We start from the raw sequence: 22,681 nt of genomic DNA, 5'->3' as shown, positions 1-22,681 counted from the left end.
GCGGCGCGATCACCGATAGTGATGAACAGAGGGATACGGCCATGTCCACGGAGATCGACCCTTCCGACGTCCCGGTCTGGCCCGTGGTCGTCATGGAGTTGCTGACCGACGAGCACATCCGCGTCGACGGCGACAACGTCGCCGTCCCTCCCGGCGCCGACCCTCGCGAGACCGCGGTAGCGGCCGTCGCGGCCACGGCCTCGCTGATCGGCCGCCCGGTGCGCGCGGAGGCCCGCGAACCCGATGGCACCACATGGCCGCTCATCATCACTCCCGACGGCCGGGCCGTGGCGGCGGGCCCGGCCCGCCGTCCTCCCCCCATCGCCAAGCGACGCGGATTCCGCGGCGGAGTGCTGCGCCGTCCCTCCGCCCGGCAGCGTTCCGAGCAAGCACCCTCACCGCTCTCAGCCTCCGGCCACGCTGCTCCCGAGACGGCATCCGAGCAACCCCGGCTGTCGCCACCGCCCCCGGCTCCCGACGGCCCCCCGGGACCGGAGACGCTCGCGGCCACGTACGCGGCGACCATCGGGAAGTCTCCCGAGACTCCCGGGACTTCCGTCGCGCACGTCCCGCCCGCGGACGTCCCCGAGCCCGACGCCGAAACCCGCGACGCGCTGGGCCGCATCCTCGACGAGTTGCGCCTCGGACGGTTCGCCGCCGCGCGCAGCCGGGCCCAGCTCCTCGTGGACCGGTTCACCGAACAGCGGGGCCGCGATGACCCCGCGACGCACGCCGCCGGCGAAGTACTCGCCTATGCCACGTTCGTCGCCGGGGACCCCGTGCGGGCCGCACGCATGTACGCGGGGCTCGCGCTGCCCCGTGTCGGCGCCACGGGAACGGTCGATGAGCGCGGGGCACAACTGGCGGACAACGCGCACTTCTGTTGGACGCGCGCCGGGGACGGGGCGGACAGCCGTCGGATCGGAGAACGCATCGTCGCCCTGCGGACGACCGGGTGGGGCGCCGACAGTCCCCAGGCGCGCTCCGCCCGTCGCCTGCTGGAAGCCCGAACACCCGTCGGCGACCCGGCTCCGCCGCGGAACGGTGAGGCCCCCGGCCCCGCGAAAGCGCCGAGGACGCCGTGGGACGACGGCGCTACGTCGGCCCCTTGAGCAAGCCCTTGCTCAGCCCGAGGGATCGCAAGGCCAAACGCCCGCGCGGCATGGTCTCCGGTGGCTTCGCGAGCGCCTGTTCGCGTGCGGCGGCGGCCCTGACCTGGTGGGGTGTCGCCGCGTCGCGGGCCTGTCGCGCCCGGACCTCCCGGCTCCCCGCGAGCGCGGCCTGCTGCCCCATTCTGCGGAACGCCTTCTTGGCCCGACGGTCCTTCAACTTGAGCGCGATCCTGACATCGCTCGGGGTGGTGTCGTAGGACTCGGCCGTGGGATGGATCCGCTGTGCGCGCCGGACAAAGCGGCGTTCGGCACGTGCTCGTCGCGATTCCGCCCTCGCCGCCTGGTTCTCCGCACTTTGGGCCTGCCGCTCGTAAGGCCGTGCGGAGCGGCGTTCGGAACGCAGCGTCGACAGGTCGGGGTCGGCGGAGATCTTGGCGAGGTCCGCACGGTGGTTCATGTACTTTTTCGCCACAACGCCCAGCCCCACGAGGCCGGCACCCGCCACCAGGGCCTTGGGTGCCACCATGACGCTCGCACTCGACGCGACGCCCTTGGTGACCGCGACCCCCGCCGCGACGCCGGCGCCCCCGAGGGCAACAGTCCGCGTCAGCTTGTGGGTGACGACCTTGGCCGGCAGCCTCGCGAGCTGTTTTCCCACGTCACCGGCGATCCCGAAGGCCTGCACCGTCGCATCGCCGGCCAGGTCCGCGACCCTGTCCACCCCCGCCGCGGTGATGTCGACGATCCCGTCGACCACTCCCTCGCCGTCCGCCACGATGCGTCACTCCCACGCGTGTCGGCGCGACGTGACGCGGAGAAGCGGGTTGTCCCACGTCTCCGCGGGGGCTTCCCGGACCGGCAACGGCCCGATCGGATACGTGGCATGGCCGTCCTCGGGATCACACAGCGCGAACGGCCCGTAGTCGGGATCGAGCAGCGCGCGCAAGTGCGGGTCGGCGTGATGGAGCCACCATGTGGAGACGCCGGTCTCCGTATCGGTGACGAAGAACTCGAACGCCCGCCACAGGCAGTCGAAGCGAATCACCGCCTCGTCGTGCCGCCACCACTCCGGGCACCACATCGCCGTGCCCTGGCCGAGTCGACGGCAGATGATCCGTGCCAGGTACTCGTGCACGAACTGCTCGACGGAATCGAACAGTCGGGTCGCCGACACGGTTCCGTCGCGTTGCCCTGCCGGGAGTACCGGAGGTGCGGGCGCCGCGGGCGGGGTCGCGGCCGACGCCCGCGGCGTCGGCTGCGCGGCGTAGATCCCCTGGCCCCACGGGTCTTCGTGCACGGGGCGGGTCATGCGGGCTCCTTGACCAGGGTGATCGTGGGGCGCGGCTCGTAGCGGGCCAACGACGCGCGGATGACGGACGCGTACGGCCCCTCCCACCACGGCACCGTGCGGACCAGCGTCGGACGCGCGCCGCTCAGTTGAACGAAGGCACGCCCGCGCGGCATGGCCATCAAGTCCGAGGAGTCCAGCACGGATTCGGACCGTGACCCGACACCGAAGGACCGGTGGTCGCCCCACTTCACACTCATGGTGCCGGTGCGTGGTTCGAAGACGCCGCTCGATTTGGACAGGTCGTCGAGGAATTTCACATCGGACACCCCGCCTCCGTAGACGCGAACGTTCGCCGACCCCCACAGCTTGGCCATACCCGTATCGCCCCAGACGGCCACACCTTGGGCCCAGGACTGGAGGATCAGCATGACGATCACACCGCGCGATCCGAAGTGGGTGTACTTGTCGGGAAGCGCCTTCCAGGGGCAGACGTTGGCCGCCTCGTCGAGAACGAACAGCGCCGGGACGGGCAGACGCCCGCCGGGCGAATCGCGGGCGATGTTCTCGGCCTCCTCGGCCAGGATCGTGGTGAGCGCCAGCACCAACGGCGCGGCGACTTTGTTGGTCTCCTCGGAGAGCAGGTAGAGCGTGTCCGAACTCTTCAGGAACCCGATGACGTCGAATCGCGGCCGTGTCGGATCGCTTCCCGGGGTGACCCATTCGTTGATGTTGTCGGCGACCAGGAAGGACGCCAGCTGAATGGCCGTTCCATAGACGCCCGCCCGCTGCCGGTCGGGAGCCGTGATCACCGACGCGACCGACTTCGCGGGCAGCCGGTGCCCGCCGTCCCGGAGAATGCGTACCGGGGTGTCGTCGGTGGGGCGGGTCAGCCACTCGTACACCTGCGTGATCGGTTTTCCGGTGATCGAGGCGGCCAGCAGCAGGTTGGCGAACAAGTCCTGGGCGGCCGGCTCGAAGTACGCGTCGCTGCGCTGGTGCGACTGCCGGTTGATCGTGCTGAACCGAGCGGCGAGCTTGACGGCCTTGACGATGCTGGTGCCCACGTAGCTGAGTGGATCCCACCAGAACACCGGTTTGCCGCCGGCCTGATTCTGCGGATCGAATATCCATACGTGTCCGGCCTGTTCACGGACGCCCCGGGTGTGGTCCACGACATCGCGCTTGTTGGACGTGACGACGACGCACCCGGGCGCGGCCACGATGTTGGGAATCGCGCGGGTGGCGGTCTTTCCGGTACGGGGACCCCAGATGTCGACGTGCATGTCCTCCCAGGAACCCCAGAGGTCCGCCTTTTCCCGGACGGTCCGGCCTATGTAGATCCCGGGAGGGGCGGATTCCGGAACCATCAGCTTGCGCGCCGTCGCCAACACCCCGTGCGTCGTCATGGGTTGGAGTTCGACGGGCGCGGCAAGGTAGCGGCACGCGCGATCGATGCGCTCGGGCCGACCCTTCCTGGCGTACATCACCAGCAACGCGAGCAGCACCAGCCCACAGATCATCGCCGTCAGCGCGAGTGTCGCCGGTCGGCCCGGCCAGGCGTACTTGCCGAGGGCGAGGTGCAGGAGGGTGACCGGGGGGAACTTGGGTGGGGCTTCGGCGCCGGTGCGCGCCGCACCGATCGCCGCCGCCGCCGTGATCAGCCCGCCGATGGTGAACAGGCCGATCAGAATGGAGAAGATGACCAACGCCTCGACGTGGATATCCGGACCCCGATGGCGGTTGACCGCGCTCATCGCCCACTCCCCTCCCAAACGTGGTTCTAGCGCCGGAGCGACGAGATTCCGCTTTTCACGACCTTCGCTCCCATCGCCACGGGGGCGGTCGCGAGGGCCGCGGCTCCCTTTTCCCCTTGCGCCGCCGCCGAGGTGAACGGGAACGCGAGCCGCGTCATCGCGGGCAGCAGCACCGTCCCCAGGAACAGGAAGAGGACCGAGGTGAGCTGTTCGATCGCGGAATCGTCCGCGGAGCTTCCCGACGACAGGCGCAGGGAGACCACGAAGACGACCGTGGCCGCGGGCTTGATCAAAATAAACGCCATCAGATAGGACACCTGTTTACCGAACCACTCCTTTCCCGACTGGGTGGCCGTACTGGCCGCCGCCAAGGGCATGAGTCCGGTGAGCAGGGTGATGACGAAGACTCTCGCCAGCATATAGATGTACAGGACCAGCGAGCCGACGAGGAGAAATATCGCACACAGCAGGAACAGAAAGAAGTTCATATCGACGAACTGCGCGGGAATCGATTTGATCTTGTCCGCGAGGACATCGCAAGGATAGTTGTCGGAATTTCCTTCGACGACCGTACTGTGCCCGGCGAGTGATTTGACGACGAAGTACCTGCTGAACTTGTCGCCGGCGCGGAGCAGCACGGTGATGAACGTGAAGCCGACCGCCGTGACGATCACCAGGGTGACGATGGCCCGCACCATGTCGCGGGCCGGCTGGGCATCGCGCCGCAGGGCCATGCGCCCGGCGACGAACAGCATCGAGATGACGGCGACGACGCCGACGAGGAACAGCGTGCTCTGCGTCAGGTTGTCTTGGATCCTCCAGGTGTCGGGGCCTTCGGCGGGATTCCCGTGGTCGGTCACATAGGGACCGAACTTTCCGTGCTCATCGAAGGGGTCGTCGACCTCCAGCCACCAGTGCACGGAGTTCTGGATCAGATCACTGAGCTCGAACCGCGTCCACTCGATGGGATTCGAGATGAATTTGTGCGGATTGGCGGAGGCTCCGTTCCTGATGGTTTCCGCGATGGAATCCCATTTATCCTTCCATTCGCCCTCCGGGATTCTGCACTCGACTTTGTGTTGAAACCCTCCCACATATCCGGCGTCCGCGACGCTCTCGCCCTTGTGGTCGCCGTCGGCATAGAAGACGAGATCGTCCGTACAGTTCTGTTCCCACATGAGTTTGAGCTTGGGATCGGTTTCGTCCGGCAAATGCTGCCACCACCACGGGACGACCTGGCTGTGGGTGCCCGCCATATTCGCGACAAACGGCGGCATATCGGTATCGGCCACCGGCGGGGGGCAACTGCTCACCGGGTCCACCGCCTGTTCGTGTCATTGATGTTCTCCTCGTACTCGGTGAGATCGACGTGCACCGGTATCCCGGGCCGTCCGCCCACCTTGATGATGAAATTGCCGAGCCCCGGCGGCGGCGCCTCCTCCCCCGATTCCGAGTCCCAGCTCGGCGGGGTCGACCAGTCCTCGATCATGTGCTGTTCCGCCTCCGTCATCGCCACAACCTGGGTGAGCTGCGGCATTTCCGCGGCCGGCAATCCGCCGCAGACGACCATCCCGGCGCGTTCCACGAATCCCTTGGCCTTCATCCGGTCCTCTTCCGAAGGCAGGGCGAGCAGGTCGGACATCGTGTGCGTGATCATCGCCATCCCCACGCCGCGCTGGCGGTTCAGCCGCGTCAGCGCGTCGATGCGGTCGACCAGGCCGCGACCGGCGCGCAGCACGCGCCACAGCTCGTCGAGGATCACGAAGTACCGGCGTTGCGGCTCAAGTCCGGCGTCCGCCAGAGCCTGGGCGCAGGCGATCGTGCCGAAGCCGTAGCTCCAGCACGAGAGCAGCGCGGCGGCCTGCATCTGCGAGTCCGCGTCGTCGATGCTGCTCACGTCGAAGCACACCGGCATGTCGTGGCGCATGGGTTCCGAGGTCGACTGGGAGAACATCTCGCCGAGCCGCCCGCGTCCGAGCAGACCGATCAGCGACGACTCCAAATGCTCGGTGATCTCGCGGTACTTGGTCAGTTCACCGCGGTCCAGGGCCACCGCCCGCAGTTCCTCCGGAGCCTCCTGGATGAGTTTCAGCAGGTCGGCGAGTACCGGGACGCCTCGGTGCCGCGCGTCCAGCACGGCCAACGCGGCGTTGAGTATGGTCTCCTCGCGGTCGGACGGCGGTACCCGGCGCAGCACCGTGATCAGCGAGGCGACGGTGTTGACCCGGCGGCCGTGCGCGTCCGCGAGCAGCGCCCGACGGTCCTCACCGGTCAGTCGGGCGGCCGTGGCGGTCACCTCGCCCGGGTCGAGGACGTTGAGGAAGCCCCGGCCCCGTCCGAGCGTGATGACCTGCCCTCCCAGAGCCCGGATGAGATCGACGTAGTCGGGTTTGAGGTCCCCGAAGACGACGGGGTTCACGCCGTATCCCGCCAGGCCCAGCGCCTGGCGCCGCACCACGGTGGACTTGCCCAGTCCCGGCTTCCCCAGGACGAACTCGCTGGGGTTCAGGATGAGTTTGGCGCGCTGGAACCAGCTGATCGGGTCGCAGCACAAGGTGGCGCCGCCGATCAGCGACCGTCCCAAAGGGACCCCCGCCATCGGCGTCCCGGTCCCCACGGAGAAGGGCCACAGGCCGCACACCTGTACGGAGGTTCCGCGCCACTCCGGCGCCGCGTCGACGTAGCCGACCGATCCGGCGCCCCACCCGTCCCAGCCGCGAAGGCCGGGTTCCGCCGGGGCGACCCGCGTGTCCGCGCCCGGTTCGCGCCTTCCCGTCAGCCGAGCGAACCACGACCGCCCGGCTGTCGGCGCCCCCGCCCCCTCACGCGGCGAGACGCCCTCCCACACGGCCGTTCCGCGTACCCGCCCCCCGGACGTCACAGGGAATCCCGAAGCACTTGCGGAACCCGCACATGTCGCGGCAGGACCAGGCCGAGCGGAAGTGCGGCGGCGAACGAGGACGCCTGCGCGCCATAGGCGCGGCGTAGGACAAGCCGGGCGGAGGCCGACAGATTGTCCACCGCGGACGCCGCCAGTTCGAGCTTGTCGTGGTGGTCCACGGTGGCGGTGACCAGCATGCCGAACCGCAGCAACCCGGCTCCGGTCGCCTCTTCGAGGGCGGTCTGTTCGGCCGCCGTCAGGGCCACCGAATCGCGTGCGGAGGCCTTCTTCGCCTGGTTGGCCTTGAACCGCGCGTCCTTGATGTCCCGTTCGACGATGCGCGCGGCCGTCCCCGGGTCGTGCGCGCGGTAGAGGATCGTGACGCGCTTGCGCAGGATGTCGTCATGCGGGGAGAGCAGTCGTTGCAGGACCGTCGCGAAGACCTCGCCGCGCGGCGCGTCCGACATCGCCCAGGTGACGGAGTAGGCGCCGTCGTGCCGGTAGTGGCCCCACGACTCCTGGGCCGCGAACGGCCCCGCCTCGCTCCACCGCAGCCCGGGTCCGCCCTCGGCCCGCGCCCGGTCCACCAGGACGGCGACCGTGGGGTCATAGGCCACCCGCACGGCGGCGGCTATTTGGGACGCGCGCATGGGCACGGCCGTTCCGGCGCCGGTCATCGAGAGCCCGGACGACAGCGCCGGCAGCCGGGTGCCGATCTCGGTGGCCATCTCCCCCGCCGTACGCCGCTTCCCGGCCGGCGCGCGTCCTTCGAAAGTCAGCGCGATCCGGGTCGTGACGCGCGCGGCTCCCTCGGGATAGTCGTGCATGACCTTGGTCAGCACCTTGCGGGCCAGCTCGGGGGCGTCGGCGCGCATGTTGGCGTTGATCTCGTCGCGCAGCCGCTCCCCGGTGTCGGGTGCCGTCTCGACCGTGATCGAGGCGGCGACGAGGCCGGGTTCGCTGCCGAGGGTGCTGAGCCACTGGCCCCAGTACGCCACCCATGTGTCGATCTGGTCGTCGTCGACCAGTGCGGCCCCGTCGGCGTCGCACTGGAGGACCGCGGTGTAGTCGTCCACCGACCGGATGTGCAGCAGACCGAAGGGCCGCTGGTAGGCGTCGAACGCCTCGTAGAGCCGAGTCTTCGCGGCAAGCCCCGGCAATTGGCATGTCCCCGGTGGGGTACGCCCGATCGGGCCCGAACGGTACAGGTGCTGCCCGCGCGCTTTAGCCATCGTCCACGCCATCCGTGCGGAGATCCATTGCATGCCGCTGCGGCCGTGCCGGTCGCGCATCATCAGCGGTCCCAGGGCGGCGCACATGACGACGACGACCAGGAGCGCGAGAAGCAGCGAGATGAGCAGGCTGAAGATCACGACGATGAGCCCGGCGAGCAACCCGACGGTGGGGGCCAGGCCGAGCCCGAGTACTCCGGGCGAAGTGGGCTTGCGCCAGTTCCCGTACGTCCTCGGCTTCGGCCTCACGGACTCCATACGCCGGTGCTCCTCGGTGCCTTTGGGTCACGGGGGTTTCTCGCGTCGTCGGCGCGCCGGGGTCCGCGCCCGGTGCCGTCGCCTCGGGTGTCATGCCGGCTCGTCCACCACCTTGAACAGCGATGCGGGGTCCCAGGCCACGTAGGGTTCGCCGGGATTCACGGGGGCGCTCGGCGGCGGCTCGCCGTTCGCCGGCAGTTCGAGGCGCCAGTCGCCGTCGACCCACACGACGGTCCACTCCGTGTGGGTCGACGGTCCCCCCTCGAACGGCTCCCGCACGATGTCGACCCGGACACGGTCGAGGCTTTGGTCCAGGACCCGGAATCCTCGCGGCTGCGGCACGTCGTCCCCGGTGGGGATCGGTTGGGGGCGCGCGTTGGGCCCGGTGGCCGCGGACCGCTGCCGGATGTACGCGTCACGCCCCGGCCCGGGCGCCAGGAGGTGCTGCGCCGCCGCACCCCAGTCCGAGGTCCGCTGATAGCGCCAACTGCCGTTCAGCGCGGCGAAGACCGCACCCATCGGGGTGCGGGCGTAGCACCGTGCGATGAGGCCGTCGATCGCCGCCGGGCCGACTGAGGCCGAGACGGGGACAAGGTAGCCGTCCAGGTCCTGCCACCGCGTGTCCTGGGGCGGCGACACCGGCGGTTCGGTTCCCGACGAGGCGGGTGGCGCGCAGGTGCCGTCCGGCCGCAGCGCGGTCGGAATGCCCGGTTCCCGGTCGGCGGCCGACGGCGCGGAACCGGTCGTGGGGTTCGTTTCACCGGCGGTCGACGGCGCGGCGGACGTCGCACCGGACGACGCGGCGGTCGGGTCCGACGGATCCGCCATCAGGGTGACGACGGCGGCCACCACCACCAGTCCGACGATCGCCGCGGACGCGATGAATCCCTTTTCGGTGAAGGGGCTTTGCTCTCCGAGCCGGTCACCCTCGCGGGAGCGACGACGCAACAGTGCCAACGCCTCACCCTCACTCAGCCATCGATGAAGGTGTTGACGATCGCGGCTCCGCTGCCGGCCAGGGTCGCGGCGACGACGATCCACGCGAGCCCGACAATGTGCTGCCCGCCGTCGGCACCGCTCTTGTGCGCCATGGCCATGCGGCCGGCGGCCACCAGCACGGCGAGACCGCAGACCGCCATGACGATCCACGAGCCCCAGTTCATCAGCGTGTTCACGCCTTCGCCGATTCGCCCCGGCGGCTTATCCGGGTTTCCTTCCGGGATCTTGTCCTCGGCGAGGATGAGCCGAACAAGCCCTGTTTTCATGGTGTCTCCTGCCTTGCAGAAACCAGACCTGACAAGTCGGCCGCCAAGCGGACCGTCTCCCTGCCGCCAGGCACGCCGTTGCCGGGAGCGGCGGACCGCCAGCCCTCGACCCAGGGAATGCGCCACAGCCGCGGGACGCCGCCGGCCACGAACCGGAGCGAGTCCCGCAGGTCCTTGGGCAGCCGCCCCGGGGCGTCGGCGACTGCGACCAGTCCCAGCAACACGACACCTGTCGCGTGCCCCGCCGCCCATTGGCGAGCGACCGTCTGCGCCGCGATCAGCCCGCGCGCGTGGGTCCGCGCGACGATGACGACGTGGGTGGTGCGGCTGTCGGGTCGGACGGGCCAGGCGCGGATGCCGGAGTCGGCCCCGATGCCCACCGCCTGGCTGAGCGTCGTCGTGCCGGCTCCGCCGTGGCAGCCGACCCACCACCACGGTGCCGCCGGCAGTTCGTTCGGCGTCCAGAGCGGAAGGCCTCCGCGGCTCGGCGGGTCAAGCCCACGGTGCGGCGCGGTCGGCCCGAGGCGGACGTACGACGGCGGTCGGTCCGCGTACGCCACCGGGCGGGGGGCAGCCGGCTCGGGAACCCACGGGTTCCGTTCCAAAGGCTCTTGCTGCCGGTTCATACCTCCCCCGTCGTTCCTTTGCCGGGCGGCCGAGACCGCGGCGATATCCGGCGGTTCACAGGACGTCGAAAATGAGCGTCGACGCGATACCGGTCGCCGACAAAGCCAAAAGGCACCCGCCCAGGACCCAGAGCAGCCCGAACGCCTCACGTTGCGGAGACTGCCCGTCCAGGTAGCCCATGACGATCTTGCCGGCGACGATGACGACGCCGATCCCGCAAATCGCCAAGGTGATCCAGAGCGAATAGTTCATCAATTCGATGAGGGGCTCTTTGTATTCATCCTCGTACGCATCCGCCAGGAGACCAGCCCTCACCTCGCAACTCCTCGCCCGGTCGTTCCGTGGGGATCTCCGCGCCCACGTCGATTCCACATTCCGGAACTCAAACTAGACACCGGGACGGGCGCGAACTATCCGACTTCCGCCAGCCGAACCGTTGGCGCGTATCGGACATGCTCACCGGCGCCCGCCGCGGGTGGTGGACGCCGGAACGACCTCAAACGGCGGCGTGACACACAGGAGCGAGGACACCGTGGCCGTGACGCGCATGGCCAACTCCGTGTTCTCGTCGGGATTTGCGGCCATGTCGTGCCGACGGTCCCGGTCCGCACCGAGCGGTGGCACTGCGGCGCGGGAAGGCACTCGGCCTCACGGCGGACGAGTTGCCGCAACTCGGCGCGATCGTGGCCGGCCGCGGGCGACCGTGGTGGGGCGGCAGCGGCGGAACGCGTACGCCGTCCGGAGCCGGGGCGTACGGTGATCCCTTTTGGGCGGGGGATCCGCCACGTCGCGCGGCCCGCGCGCAGGGCCGACCGCACGTGTCTCGGCCCCGGCCGCGTCAGGACGCCGCGAAGTCCTCGTTGTGGCCGGCCACCTGACGGGACCTCACGCGGGCCATGCGTTTGTTGTAGTCGGCTTCCTCGCGCATGTCGTCGACGCTGGGCCAGACCGTGACGACGAAGAGGAGGACGAAGGTCACGAGGGAGATGCCCGTGACGAGGGGGGCGAGGAGGGACGCGGCCTCGGCGCCGTGGGTGGCGGTGTTGGAGGCGGTGTGGTCCGTGTCGTGGATCATCGCGGCCATGCCCGTGTAGTGCATGCCGCTGACGGCGAGGCCCATGATCGGGACCGCGCCGGCGATCGCCCACCGCCCGCGGACGTGCAGGCCGGCCCACAGCGCCGCGGTCGCGGCGACGACGGCGATGACCAGGGAGACGACCACGAGGACCGGGTTGTAGTGGATCGTCGCGTCCGTGTGCATCGCGGCCATGCCGAGGTAGTGCATCCCGGCGACGCCCAGGCCGGTGATGAGGCCGCCGACGATGAGCGGAACCGCCCGTCCCCGCCCCCTGATCGCCAGGGCGAGGCCGATCTCGACCACGACCACCGCGAGGACGAGGCTCGCGAGCGTCATGGGGACGTCGTAGCGGATCGTCGATCCCTCGATGGTGAACCCGAGCATCGCGACGAAGTGCATGACCCAGATGCCGGTCCCGCCCAGGGCGAGGGCGGCGGCCGTCAGCCAGCCGAGGCGGGTCCGCCCCTGGCTCGCCGCGGCGCGGGCCGAGCACTGGAGGGCCAGGCACGCGCCGATACACGAAAGCGCGTAGGCGACAAGAGGATTGACGGGGCCGTACGTGAAGTGATCCATCGTGCTGTGCCGTGTGCCGCTCGCCGGGGGCGAACCGGAGCACACGGCCTCCTTCCGGGAAGACTGTGACAAGTCGCGATCAAATTGCTTCGATACAGCGCTGGTAGTCAGGCGGGATGCGGCAGGCGACGAGAGGCCCGCCCGCAAGATGTGGTCACCGAGTGATCGACCGTACGCCAGCGCGTGGCATGGCGACAAAAACCCACCGGGAAGTTGTCTGAATCGAACTCAAATGATCAGAAGATGACTTCGCGGGCTGCTCCTCCCTCGCGCGGGCCGGCCTCGCGCCGGCCGCCGTCGAGGGCGTCGTCCCTGGTCGGTCTTATTTCAGGAGACAGTCTTCTATAAATGACCGGGGCTGGTTACAGTTCCGGTCACGGGCGCACAGGGCTGGAGGAAGAGTGAAGATCGGATTCGTCGGGCCGGGGCGCATGGGCAGGCCGATGGTCGATCGGCTGGTGGCCGCCGGGCACGACGTGACCGTCCTGGTGCGCCGGCCGGAGGCCCGTGCGGAGGTGGAATCCCTCGGGGCGTCCGTGGCCGAGACGGTCGCGGCGACGGTGCGCGGCGCCGACGTCGTGGTCGTCACCGTGCTGACCGACGCACAGGTGCGGTCCGTATGCCTCGGCCCGGACGGCGCCCTGGCGGCCATGGAGCCGGGGGCGACACTCGTCCAGCACACCACCTCCGATCCCGAGACGGCGCGCCTGCTCGCCGAGACGGCGGCGGAGCACGGGGTCGCGGTGCTCGACGCCGCGCTGTCGGGCGGGCCGCACGACATCGCCGCGGGCCGGCTGACGCTGTGGGTCGGCGGCGACGAAGCCGACCTGGACGCGGTACGGCCGGTGCTCGGGGCGTACGCCTCGCCGATCCTCCTCGTCGGCCCCGCCGGCAACGGCCAGCGGGTCAAGCTCGTCAACAACGCGCTCTTCGTCGCCCAGGTGGGCCTGGCGATCGACGCGGTACGCCTCGCGGGATCGGTGGGCATCGAGGAGTCCGCGATCCTGGCCGCCCTGCCGCACGGCAGCGGGGCGAGCCGCGCGCTCGGGGTCGTCGGCAACGGCGGATCCGTCGACGCGGTCGCGGGCCGGCTGGGGGCGCTGATGTCCAAGGACGTGGACGTCGTACGCGAGGTCGCCCGGAACGCGGGAGCCGACCTCGGGATCATCGGAACGGTGCTGTCCTCGCGCGCCGTCGAGGAGAAGGTGCTCGGACGCACCGACAACGAAGGGGTGCGGGATGACCGCGAAGCTCGCTGACAAGTACGGGCCGTGGGGCGTCGTCGCCGGCGGATCCGACGGGGTGGGCGCCGCGTTCGCGCACCGCATCGCCGCCGCGGGGATCAACGTCGTGCTGGTGGCGCGCCGCGTACCGGTGCTGGAGGCGTGCGCCGACGAGATACGCGCCGAGCACGGCGTGGACGTCAGGACCGTCGCGCTCGACCTCAGCGCCTCGGACGCCGTCGCGAGGCTCGTCGACGCGACCGCCGATGTCGAGGTCGGGCTCTTCGTCTACAACGCCGGGGCCGACGACATCAGCGTGCCGTTCCTGGACAAGGACGTGGACACGCACTTGAGCCTCGTCCGGCGCAACTGCGGTGCCGTGCTCGAAGCCGCGTACCGCTTCGGCGGCCCGATGGTCGAGCGCGAGCGCGGCGGCGTGGTGCTGGTGACCTCCGGCGCGGCGTGGGCGGGCGGCGCGTCGCTGGCCGCGTACGGCGCGACGAAGGCGTTCGACCTCGTCCTCGCCGAGAGCCTGTGGGCTGAGTGGCGCGGGCACAACGTGGACGTCCTGAGCCTGGTGCTCGGCATGACCGACACCCCCTCCCTGCGCCGGACGCTCGCGGCGAAGGGCGACGCGGCGCCCGACGGCATCGCCACCCCGGACGACGTCGCGGAGACCGCGCTGCGGCACCTCGGCGACGGCCCGACCTGGATCCACGGCGCCGGCGACCCGACCGGGCCCTCGCCGCTCGGCGCGCTGCCGCGCCGCGACGCGGTCCTCGCGATGAGCCGGAGTTGGGCCGAGGAGTGACGCGCCGGGAAGCGGCGAACGGGCGCGGCGGTGCCCGTCCGCGGCCCGGTGGCCGCGTCGGGCACCGCCGCGCCCCCGACCGTCAGGCCACGACGCCGCGGATCTTGAGGTCGATGACCTCCTCGGTGGCGAGCCCCAGTTCGCCGAGCACCTCGTCGCCGTGCTCGTTGAACGCCGGTGCGCGCTTCGGCTTCGGCGGCTGCCCGTCGAACTGCACGGGCGCGGACGCCAGCCGGAACGGCGTCCCGGTGGCGGTCTCGCACTGCTGCACATAGCCGTTGGCGACGGTCTGCGGGTCCGCCGCGGCCTCCAGGGTGTCCTGCACGACCGCCCATTGGCCGGAGAAGTCCGCGAGCCGTTCCCGCCATTCGCCGAGCGGACGCGCCGCGAACTCCTCGGTCAGGAGGGCGACCGCTTCTCCGCAGTTCGCCATCAGCGAGGCCGCGTCGGCGAACCGGGGGTCGTCGGCCAGCTCGGGCCGGCCGACCGCCTCGCACGCGGGCCGCCAGTAGCGGCCGGGCTGGAGGCACGCCAGCGACACCCAGCGCCCGTCCTTGGTCCGGTAGTTGCGGCTGAGCGGGTTGCTGCTCGTCCGCTCCGCGGGCGGCGGCGCCCAGGGCACGCCGAGGTGCAGCGACAGTCCGAGCGCCTGGCCCATCGACCACATCGCGGTGCCGAGCAGCGAGACGTCGACGGTGGTGGCCTCGCCCGTGCGCTCGCGGTGGAACAGCGCGCCGGTGATCCCCCCGGCGATGGTCATCGCGCCGATCGAGTCGCCGAAACCGGGCGCCGGCGGGACGGGGACGTGCCCGTACTCGGGGCGCATCACCCCGGCGGCCACCCCCGCGCGGGACCAGAACGCCAGGGAGTCGTACGCGCCGCGGTCGGCCTCGGGGCCGCGCTCGCCCTGGCCGGTGCCGCGGACGTAGACGATCCGCGGGTTGTGCGCCCGGATGTCGTCGACGTCGATCCTCAACTTCGTTCGGACGCTGGGCAGTTTGTTGGTGAGGAACACGTCGGCGGTCGCGGCGAGGCGGCACAGTATCGCGTGCCCCTCCTCCGAGGTGAGGTCCAGGCCGAGGCTGCGCTTGCCCCGGTTGGAGTGCTCGAACAGGACGTGCACGTCGTCCGGCACCACCGCGATGCCGGACGAGGCGAGGCCGCGCATGGCGTCGCCGCGCTCGACGTGCTCGATCTTGACGACGTCGGCGCCCCAGTCGGCGAGCAGCGCCGACGCGGCGGGGACAAAGGTGTGTTCGGCGACTTCGAGTACCCGGACGCCGCTCATCACCGCGGTCATGGAACCTCCTCGACACTCCACGGCGGACCGGACGCACCGCCCGGGGCCCGCCGCTCCCGGGTGCCGGGAACGCACGGAGGCGGCCGACGCACCGGCCCGAGGATCGCGGCCACATGCTCCGCGTTTGTGCAAGCACTGCTCGCTTTTCTTGGAGTATGCGAGCGTTGCTCGCATACTGTCAAGGTGGTGTTCAATGACGACGTGCAGCACGAATCACGCGCGGCGCCCGCCGAGCCGGAGCGCCGGCCGGCCGCGGGCCGCGCCGCCGAACGGGATCCGGCCGGAGGCGCCGAACCGGGCTCGGCCCGCTGGTGGGCCGACCGCGCCGCCCGCGCCCGCAAACGCCGCCCCCGCGCGGGCGGGCTGTCGATCACGCGCATCGTCGACGCGGCGCTGGACATCCTGCGCGCGGACGGCGTCGACGCGCTGACCGTACGAGCCGTCGCGGACCGGCTGGAGACCAGCAGCGCGTCGCTGTACCGGCACATCGCGAGCCGCGACGAACTCCTGGCACTGATCGCCGACCACGTCCTGGGCGACATCCGGCTCGCCCCCACCGGCCCGGACTGGCGCGCGAACGTCGAGGCGCTCATGCGCGAACTCCGCCGCGTCCTCCTCGCCCAGCCGCTGCCGGCCTCCGCGGGCCGCAGCCGATCCGGGTACGGGCCGAACGCGCTGCGCCTCATCGACGCCGCACTCGGCATGTTCCGCGACGCGGGGCTGAACGACGCGCAGGCGGCCTACGCGACGACCACGATGATCCAGTACGTCGCGGGCGTCGCCGACATCCAGCGCAGCACCTTCGGGCGCGGCGCCGAGGGCGCCGTCCACACGGACGGCTTCGGTGAACTGCTCGCGGGTCTTCCCGACGAACAGTTCACCGCGCTCCGGGCGGCCGGGGCCGCGTACGTGTCCGCGCCCGCCGACGAGGTCTTCGCGTACGGCATGAACCGCCTTCTCGACGGCATCGCCGCGCTGATCCGCCGCCCCGAGGCCGGCTCCTGAGCTATTCGATCTTGTAGCCGCGGTCTTCGTAGCTCTTCTTCATGGCGTCGAAGTCGGCCTGCGTCATGTTCGCGGCTGCCGCACCGGCCAGGCCCTTCATGTCGTCCAGCGTGGTGTTGCGGGTGAAGCCGAGGCACGCCACGCGCCCGGCGCTGCTGAACTCCTTGAGGTGGCCCACGTAGCCGCGTTCCGGCGCGAGCGCCTCGCAGTCCGACTCGTCGGCGTCGGTGAAGAAGCCGACGATCTTCCAGTGGGCCTCCGAACCGCCGCACGGGACGGGCGGGATCGGCCGGGTGACGAACGTCATCTCGGGCATCGCGATGCAGTCGCCCTCGCGGAGGTCGCCGAGCACGGTGGTGCCGGCGGGCGGCGCCGACGTCGTGGGCTGCCGCGTGGTCGGGCTCGCCGACGGCGACACCGATGCCGACGAACTCGCGGACGCACTCGTCGACGCCGAGGCGCTCTGCGACACGGTGGAGGTGCCGCTGACGCTGTCGCTCGGGTCGGCGGAGTTGCCCTTGTCGTCGTCGCCGCCGGTGATGAGGACGATCGCGACGATGACGCCCGCGATCACCACCACCGTGCCGACCACGGCCGCGATGATCGCGTTGCGGCGCCCTCCGCCCGGCGGCGGGGGCGGTCCGTACGGATACCCGTGCGGCGGCCAACTCCCGCTCGGCGGTCCCCCCGGAGGCAGCGGCCCGCTCGGCGGAACCGGCCCGCCCGGCGGCGGGGTGTTCCAGCCTCCGCCGGGCGGACCGGGCACGTTCGGGGGCACGTTCGGGGGGCCGGGCGGGTAGCCACCGCCGTACGGAATCGACATGCACGCTCCTGAGGATCAGGTCCGGTCGATCACGCGGACGCCCTGCTTCCGGATGACCGGATTGCCGCCGACAGGCGACGGTCCGGCGTCGCCCGAACCCTCTCAACGGCTGCACAGCGAGGATAAGGTGTGCCACCCCGGCGAGGGGACCCTGCCCTGAGACGTTCACCAGAGGGTGACCGCCCACACCAACACCCGCCCACCCCGCCGACGTCCGGCGTCGTGAGGCGGCCCCCTCGGCCACCACCCGATCCACCCCGCCAAAACCCCGCCTCGCGACGGACGAACGCGGCGCCGAGGGCTGACCATGCCGTACGGGTACAAGCGGGCCGTGGTCGGGTGGTGGGGGATGCGTTGACGGGGGGTCAGTCGGGGACGACGCCGGTGTTCTGGCATGCGGTCAGGAGCCAGCGGCCGTCGGGCTGCCTCGTCATCACGTAGAGGGGAGCGCCCTCGCTTTCGTCGCCCGGGGAGAGGTAGCGCTGGCGCACCTTGACCGCGGCGACGTCCGGGCGGAGGAAGAGGACGTGGACCACCTCGTAGCTGACCCTGCCGTCCCAATCGGCCGCGGGGAGCACTTTCCGGGTGAACTCCGCGATCGCCTCAAGGCCGATCAGCACCTTGCCGTGGGCCGTCGTCCAGACCGCGTCGGGGTGGAAAAGGGCGAGGAATTCGTCGGGGTCCTTGTGCTGCTGGGAGTGCTCGACGGTGGCGACGACCTGCCTGATGGCTGCGATGTCCGCGGCGTGCGCGGTGGGGTCCGTGGTCATGCGGACGATGCTGCAACGTGAAGCCGGGTTGAGGTCAAGGCAGTCGCCGGGCCGTCGCCGCGCACGCGCGTCACGGCTCGGGGCCCGGAAGGCCCGCCGGCAGGCGCCCGGGGTAGTGCCGAATTCAGCGGGGAAGCGGCGGCGCGGGTTGGCCGCTTGACCGCGGAGCCGAGGCCGACACGCGTCGCGATCGCCTCGACCGGCAGGTCGGTGCCCTCCAGCAGGGCGCGCGGCGACGTTCCGGCCCGCGAACTGCTCCCGGGCGTCCGGCCGCGCACGTCGTGGACGGGGCCGGGCGGTCCTCACGCCGGCCTGCCGGAGATGGGCCCGGGCGGCACCTGGCCGAGCCGCGACGTGCGCGCGCCCGGTCCGGAGGAGGTCTCCGTGCTTTCCGGCACGTTCCACGACGGCGCGCGGCTGTCCGGTCGGCGCGTTCCCGCACGCCCGGGCCGGGTCCCGGCACATCGCTGTTCGTCTTCCGCCCGCGGGCTGACGGTCTCGGCCCGGATCAGGGCCGGACCGCGACGGCGTCCACCTCGAAGAGCATGTCGGGGAGGGCGAGTGCGGCCACGCCCAACAGGGTTTGGGCGGGCGGGGTTTCACCCCAGATCCGGGCGATCACCGTGAGCAGGGCGGCGAGCTTCGCCTCGTCGTGGTCGACGATGTACGTGCGCAGGACGGCGACGTCGGCGAAGCCGAGGCCTTCGGAGGCCAGTGCGCGCCCGACGTTGGCGAACGCCTGCTCGACCTGTGCGGCGAAGTCCTCGGACACCACGTGGCCTTCGGTGTCGGAGGCGTACTGTCCGGCGACGAACACCAGGTCGGCGGCGGGGGCGGCGGCGATGTGGCTGTAGCCGTAGCCGACGGGGTCGTGCAGGGTCGCGGGGTTGCCGAGACGGTGTGCCACGGTCGTTGCTCCGTTCCGGGTGGTCCGCCGTGCGGCGGTCGGGGGCGGCGCCGTTCGGTCCGGCGCCCTGTGCGGAGAACAACGACGCGGTCGGCGTCGCACGTGACAAAGAGGGGTATGAGCCTGGTCACTCTCGTCGGCGGGGACGGGCGGCTCGCGGGCGTTCGGTGCGTACCGTTTCCGGCCGAACCCCCGGGCCTTGAAGGGCTCGTGGCCTCGCGCCGCGGGGAACTCGGGGCGGCGGGACGTCTGTTCCGGAGGGCGCATGGGTGTGCGCGTGGCGCCCGGGCGTTCGACAAGTCGACCGCACACGTGAGAATGGCGGCGCGCGTTTGTCGTCGACGGCGGCGTGCGGACTCGGTGGTTGCCGGACCGGCACAACCGCACGGGGACGCCGGATGGCCGCGAGGCGGCGCGCGGACGCGTCGGCCCGGGCCTACAGGGGTGGTCCGGGCCGACAGCGGCTCGCCCGGGCGGCGAACCCCGGTGCGTGTGAGGGGACGTCGAGGAACTTCTCGACGCGGGCATCGACGTCATGCCCACCGTCAACATCCAGCACCTCGAATCCCTCAACGATGTCATCGAGCGGATCACCGGCGTTCGGCAGCGCGAGACCATTCCCGACGACGTCGTACGGCCGGCTCGGTCGGCTCGATCGGCGCGGCCTTATTCGGCCCAGGGCAGCGGGATCGGCCCGCGGTCGCCGGCGGTGACGCGGGCGTCGGCGGGGCCCATGCAGATCGCGGTGTAGCCGGTGGCGGTGTCGGCGAGGACCCGGCGGGAGACGCCCGAGGGGATCACGACCGTGTCCCCGGCGGCGAGTTCGGTCTGCTCGCCGGCGATGTCGACGGTCGCGGCGCCGGTCAGGATCGTCCAGACCTGCGGCCGGTCGTTGGTGTGCGTCGGCCCGGTGGCGCCGGGGGCGGCCTCGACGCGCCACAGCGCCTGCGGGCTGTCGCCGTGTGTGGGGGAGACGAGCGTGGTCATGGCGGCGTTCGGGGTGGCGACGCGGCGCGCCTCGGCGGAGCGGATCACGGTCGCGGCACCGGGCACGGTGGACTCGCCGGGCATGGCGGACTCCCTCAATAGACAACCTTGGTGGCTATATGGTCAACCTGGTTGTCGATTGCGTCAAGGGGCTGCCGCCCCGTGCGCGACCCGCGGGAGGTACGTTGCGGGGAACGCCGATGTGGCATCCCGAACGAGGAGGACGTGCGTCCCATGGCTCGCATCCCCGGCGCCGCCGTCGCCGCAACAGGTCTCGTCGGCGGCTACGCCGTCGCCCGCTACACCGGGAAGCGCCCCCTCGGCGGCGTCGTGCTCGCCGCGGCCGGCGCCGTCGCGGCACGGGACTGGAACGAGCGCGCCGGCACTCCGACGGCCGCCGCGCTCACCGGCCTCTACACCGCGGCGTTCGGCCTGTCCCACCCGCTCGCGCGGAAGATCGGCGCGTGGCCGTCGGTGTTCGCGGTCGCGGGTGCGGTGGCGGGCGCGTCGTACGCCTTCGCGGACCGCGCGGACCGGAGCCCGGCGGCCGACTGACGCCCGCGCCCCGCCCTCAGGGCGAGGCCAGCATCCCGCCCAGCAACTCCCGCAGCCCCATGCTGATTTCCTCGCGCGACGGGGGCGTCGACCAGCCCGCCCCGGCGATCGAGTCGAACATCACGCCCTCACACCACGCGACCAGGACCCGGCCCTGGCGCACCGGGTCCCGCGCGCCCAGCGCGGCCACGAGCGCCACCGCGGCCTCGCGGAAGACGCGCCCGGCCTCGTCGTACGCCTCACGCAGATCGGCGCGGCGGGTCGCCTCCAGCGCGAGTTCGTAGCGGGCGATCTTCTGGTCGCGGCCATCGCGGATCGCGTCGCGGACGAAGCCCGTGAGCAGGTCGACGACTCCGTCGACGTCGGTCGGCAGCAGCGCCGCCAGCCCCGGGGGTTCGTCGCCGGTCGCCCCCGCCGCGGCGGCCTCGGCGAACTCCCCCGCCTCCATGCTCGTCATCCGGGCCAGCGCGACGTTGAGCAGCGCGGCACGCGTCCGCGCGTAGTAGGACGTCGAGCCGAGCGGCAGCCCCGCGGCCTCGTCGACCGCCCGGTGCGTCAGGCCGCGCATGCCGCGCTCGGCGAGCAGGTGGACGGCGGATTCGCCGATGAGTTCGAGGCGTGCGCCTTTGGCGATGGTCACGGGACCACCCTAACCAGAACCCCTACAGGCGTAGAGCCAGTACGTACTACAGGTGTAGAGTGCCAGACATGCGGCTCTACACCTGTAGCGCCGCAGATCGCGACAGAGGGAGCGGACATGCCCACGGCAACGCCCGGGACCGCGGTCGTCGTCGGCGCCGGAATCGGCGGTCTCGCGGCGGCGTGCGCGCTGCACCGCGACGGCTGGGAGGTCACCGTGCTCGAACGGCGGCTGCCCGTCGAACCCGTGGGCGCCGGGATCGCCATCGCACCCAACGGACTGCGGGCGCTGGACACCATCGGCGCGGGGGACCGCGTCCGCGGCCTCGCCGCTGTCCAAGGCGCCGCGGCTCTGCGCCGACCGGACGGACGGGTCCTCGCCACCACCAGCCCGGACGCCTTCCGCGCGCGCTTCGGCGACCCCATGGTGGTGGCCACGCGCGCGGCCGTGCTGGACGCCCTGGTCGCCCCGCTGCCCGCCGGCGCCCTGCGCGCGGGGGCCGTCGTCGACGTCCACCCCGGCGACACCGACCGCCCCGCGACGGTCACGACCGAGCGGGGTGAGCGCTTCGACGCCGACCTGGTCGTCGCCGGAGACGGAATCCGGTCGACGGTCCGCCGCCGGGTCCTCCCCGATCAGCCGGAACCGCGCTACGCGGGCTTCACGACCTGGCGGTCGATCTGCCCGCCGCCCGCGTCGCCCCTCGCCATCGGCGAAACCTGGGGCCGGGGCCGGATCTTCGGCGCCATGCCGCTCGCCGACGGACGCGTCTACTGGTACGCCACCGCCGATCGGCCCGCCGGGCAGAGGCTCCCCGACCCGCGCGCCGACGTGCTCGACCTCTTCGGCGACTGGCACGACCCGATCCCCGAGCTGATCGCCTCCGTGCCCTCCGCGGCGGTCCTGCACCTCGACGCGCACTGGACCGCCACACCGCCGCCCGCGCTGCACGTCGGCCGCGTGGCGCTGCTCGGCGACGCCGCCCACGCCATGACGCCCAACCTCGGCCAGGGCGGCAACCAGGCACTGGAGGACGCCGTCGAGCTGGCCACGGTCCTCGCGCGCGACGGGGCGGACGTCATCGGCGCCTTGTCGGCGTACACCGACCTGCGGCTCGCGCGGACGTCGGCCGTGGTCCGCATGTCGAGGCGCATGGGCGCGATGAGCCGCCGGCGGTCCCGGCCGGCGGTCGCCTTCCGGGACACGCTGCTGCGCTGGTCGGCGCGTCTCGGGTCCGACGCGGCCCTCAGGCCGCTCGACGGCATCATGGCGTGGCGCCCGCTGCCGCGCTCCTGACACCGGCGGTGACCGCGTCCCGATGAGCCCAATAGCACGACCCGGGTGCGCGCACCCGAACGTTTTCCCCAGGCCCGCGGCCACCTCCCGTCCTGTGGAAACCCAGCTGCCGGTACGGACGTTGCCGGGTCAGAATGACGAACCGACGACACGTCTCGGCGTCCTCGAAAACCCACGACAGCCCTGAGAAACCCTCACCGACCACACGACCATGTTGTCGGCCGAGGACGAAGGCGGCAGCCCACGGACAGGCGGGGAACGCGCCGAGACCCGCACACCGATCAGTTGCACCG

General features: G+C 71.5%; 23 protein-coding genes and 2 pseudogenes. 8 read left to right on the top strand and 17 right to left on the bottom strand.

All coding sequences use genetic code 11. The features are described from left to right. Positions 1-41 precede the first annotated feature (41 nt). Positions 42-1,112: a hypothetical protein gene (locus LO772_RS18825; protein ID WP_231773188.1), complete on the top strand. Its 1,071-nt coding sequence runs from the start codon at positions 42-44 to the stop codon at positions 1,110-1,112. Here the strand turns inward: LO772_RS18825 and LO772_RS18820 are convergent. The 11 genes from LO772_RS18820 to LO772_RS18770 form a co-directional block, all read right to left on the bottom strand. Continuing rightward, positions 1,096-1,887 (bottom strand): hypothetical protein, encoded by a 792-nt coding sequence (locus LO772_RS18820; protein ID WP_231773187.1) that lies wholly within the window; start codon positions 1,885-1,887, stop codon positions 1,096-1,098. The two genes, LO772_RS18825 and LO772_RS18820, sit on opposite strands and share 17 nt — an antisense overlap. Before the next feature lie 6 nt (positions 1,888-1,893). Continuing rightward, positions 1,894-2,421, bottom strand: a complete 528-nt coding sequence (locus LO772_RS18815; protein WP_231773186.1) for a DUF4913 domain-containing protein — start codon at positions 2,419-2,421, stop codon at positions 1,894-1,896. Continuing rightward, positions 2,418-4,157: a type IV secretory system conjugative DNA transfer family protein gene (locus tag LO772_RS18810; RefSeq protein WP_231773185.1), complete on the bottom strand. Its 1,740-nt coding sequence runs from the start codon at positions 4,155-4,157 to the stop codon at positions 2,418-2,420. The genes LO772_RS18815 and LO772_RS18810 overlap by 4 nt, the downstream gene beginning before the upstream one ends. A 26-nt stretch (positions 4,158-4,183) precedes the next feature. Further along, on the bottom strand, positions 4,184-5,449 hold the full coding sequence (locus LO772_RS18805; RefSeq protein ID WP_231773184.1) for a hypothetical protein: 1,266 nt from the start codon (positions 5,447-5,449) through the stop codon (positions 4,184-4,186). Positions 5,450-5,466: 17 nt separating this feature from the next. Next, positions 5,467-6,756 carry a type IV secretory system conjugative DNA transfer family protein gene (locus LO772_RS18800; protein WP_231773183.1) on the bottom strand — a complete coding sequence of 430 codons (1,290 nt, stop codon included), beginning with the start codon at positions 6,754-6,756 and terminating at the stop codon, positions 5,467-5,469. Positions 6,757-7,034: 278 nt separating this feature from the next. Next, a complete protein-coding gene (locus tag LO772_RS18795) occupies positions 7,035-8,528 on the bottom strand; it encodes an SCO6880 family protein (RefSeq protein WP_231773182.1) in 1,494 nt (497 codons plus the stop codon). A gap of 90 nt (positions 8,529-8,618) precedes the next feature. After that, positions 8,619-9,485 (bottom strand): hypothetical protein, encoded by an 867-nt coding sequence (locus tag LO772_RS18790; RefSeq protein ID WP_231773181.1) that lies wholly within the window; start codon positions 9,483-9,485, stop codon positions 8,619-8,621. A gap of 14 nt (positions 9,486-9,499) precedes the next feature. After that, positions 9,500-9,793: a hypothetical protein gene (locus tag LO772_RS18785; RefSeq protein WP_231773180.1), complete on the bottom strand. Its 294-nt coding sequence runs from the start codon at positions 9,791-9,793 to the stop codon at positions 9,500-9,502. After that, entirely contained in the window at positions 9,790-10,419 is a 630-nt protein-coding gene (locus tag LO772_RS18780; RefSeq protein ID WP_231773179.1) for a DUF6668 family protein, read from the bottom strand. Before LO772_RS18780 ends, LO772_RS18785 begins: the two co-directional genes overlap by 4 nt. 55 nt (positions 10,420-10,474) lie before the next feature. Continuing rightward, entirely contained in the window at positions 10,475-10,672 is a 198-nt protein-coding gene (locus tag LO772_RS18775) for a hypothetical protein (RefSeq protein WP_231773178.1), read from the bottom strand. A 586-nt stretch (positions 10,673-11,258) separates the two neighbouring features. Beyond that, positions 11,259-12,071, bottom strand: coding sequence for an MHYT domain-containing protein (locus LO772_RS18770; RefSeq protein WP_231773177.1), 813 nt, complete (start codon positions 12,069-12,071; stop codon positions 11,259-11,261). A gap of 338 nt (positions 12,072-12,409) precedes the next feature. Here LO772_RS18770 and LO772_RS35865 point away from each other — a divergent pair. From LO772_RS35865 to LO772_RS18760, 3 genes and pseudogenes are all read left to right on the top strand, one after another. Then, positions 12,410-12,934: pseudogene (locus tag LO772_RS35865) on the top strand (NAD(P)-dependent oxidoreductase); the annotation flags it as partial. Continuing rightward, a complete protein-coding gene (locus tag LO772_RS35860) occupies positions 12,917-13,330 on the top strand; it encodes an NAD-binding protein (RefSeq protein WP_269453240.1) in 414 nt (137 codons plus the stop codon). The pseudogene LO772_RS35865 and the gene LO772_RS35860, both read left to right, overlap by 18 nt. Beyond that, positions 13,311-14,105: an SDR family NAD(P)-dependent oxidoreductase gene (locus LO772_RS18760; RefSeq protein ID WP_231773176.1), complete on the top strand. Its 795-nt coding sequence runs from the start codon at positions 13,311-13,313 to the stop codon at positions 14,103-14,105. The genes LO772_RS35860 and LO772_RS18760 overlap by 20 nt, the downstream gene beginning before the upstream one ends. Positions 14,106-14,187: 82 nt before the next feature. Here LO772_RS18760 and LO772_RS18755 read toward each other — a convergent pair whose 3' ends face one another. After that, positions 14,188-15,405, bottom strand: a complete 1,218-nt coding sequence (locus LO772_RS18755) for a CaiB/BaiF CoA transferase family protein (RefSeq protein ID WP_231773175.1) — start codon at positions 15,403-15,405, stop codon at positions 14,188-14,190. A gap of 183 nt (positions 15,406-15,588) precedes the next feature. On the opposite strand from LO772_RS18755, the gene LO772_RS18750 reads away from it, so the two are divergent. After that, positions 15,589-16,410: a TetR/AcrR family transcriptional regulator gene (locus tag LO772_RS18750; protein WP_231773174.1), complete on the top strand. Its 822-nt coding sequence runs from the start codon at positions 15,589-15,591 to the stop codon at positions 16,408-16,410. A 1-nt stretch (position 16,411) separates the two neighbouring features. Here LO772_RS18750 and LO772_RS18745 read toward each other — a convergent pair whose 3' ends face one another. The 3 genes from LO772_RS18745 to LO772_RS18730 form a co-directional block, all read right to left on the bottom strand. Continuing rightward, positions 16,412-17,233 carry a hypothetical protein gene (locus LO772_RS18745; RefSeq protein ID WP_231773173.1) on the bottom strand — a complete coding sequence of 274 codons (822 nt, stop codon included), beginning with the start codon at positions 17,231-17,233 and terminating at the stop codon, positions 16,412-16,414. A gap of 365 nt (positions 17,234-17,598) precedes the next feature. Then, complete coding sequence (locus LO772_RS18740) at positions 17,599-18,003, bottom strand: SgcJ/EcaC family oxidoreductase (RefSeq protein WP_231779621.1); 405 nt, start codon at positions 18,001-18,003, stop codon at positions 17,599-17,601. A 508-nt stretch (positions 18,004-18,511) separates the two neighbouring features. Then, on the bottom strand, positions 18,512-18,910 hold the full coding sequence (locus LO772_RS18730; RefSeq protein WP_231773172.1) for a RidA family protein: 399 nt from the start codon (positions 18,908-18,910) through the stop codon (positions 18,512-18,514). A gap of 499 nt (positions 18,911-19,409) precedes the next feature. Between LO772_RS18730 and LO772_RS36090 the strand changes: the two are divergent. Continuing rightward, a pseudogene (locus tag LO772_RS36090) lies at positions 19,410-19,553 on the top strand (sensor histidine kinase KdpD); the annotation flags it as partial. A 23-nt stretch (positions 19,554-19,576) separates the two neighbouring features. On the opposite strand, the gene LO772_RS18720 reads toward LO772_RS36090, so the two are convergent. Then, positions 19,577-19,981 carry a cupin domain-containing protein gene (locus LO772_RS18720; RefSeq protein ID WP_231773171.1) on the bottom strand — a complete coding sequence of 135 codons (405 nt, stop codon included), beginning with the start codon at positions 19,979-19,981 and terminating at the stop codon, positions 19,577-19,579. Positions 19,982-20,131: 150 nt separating this feature from the next. Here LO772_RS18720 and LO772_RS18715 point away from each other — a divergent pair, with 150 nt between their 5' ends. Continuing rightward, positions 20,132-20,452, top strand: a complete 321-nt coding sequence (locus LO772_RS18715) for a hypothetical protein (RefSeq protein ID WP_231773170.1) — start codon at positions 20,132-20,134, stop codon at positions 20,450-20,452. 16 nt (positions 20,453-20,468) lie between these two features. Here LO772_RS18715 and LO772_RS18710 read toward each other — a convergent pair whose 3' ends face one another. After that, the gene (locus tag LO772_RS18710; protein ID WP_231773169.1) at positions 20,469-21,092 is read right to left on the bottom strand and encodes a TetR/AcrR family transcriptional regulator; all 624 of its coding nucleotides are present in this window, start codon (positions 21,090-21,092) and stop codon (positions 20,469-20,471) included. Positions 21,093-21,209: 117 nt separating this feature from the next. Here LO772_RS18710 and LO772_RS18705 point away from each other — a divergent pair, with 117 nt between their 5' ends. After that, positions 21,210-22,388 (top strand): FAD-dependent monooxygenase, encoded by a 1,179-nt coding sequence (locus LO772_RS18705; RefSeq protein ID WP_231773168.1) that lies wholly within the window; start codon positions 21,210-21,212, stop codon positions 22,386-22,388. Positions 22,389-22,681 lie beyond the last annotated feature (293 nt).

Origin of the sequence: Yinghuangia sp. ASG 101 (assembly GCF_021165735.1) — a bacterium.
Taxonomy (GTDB): Bacteria; Actinomycetota; Actinomycetes; order Streptomycetales; family Streptomycetaceae; genus Yinghuangia.
Note: the sequence above shows the minus strand (reverse complement) of the source record. Positions and strands in the feature narration are given on the sequence as shown.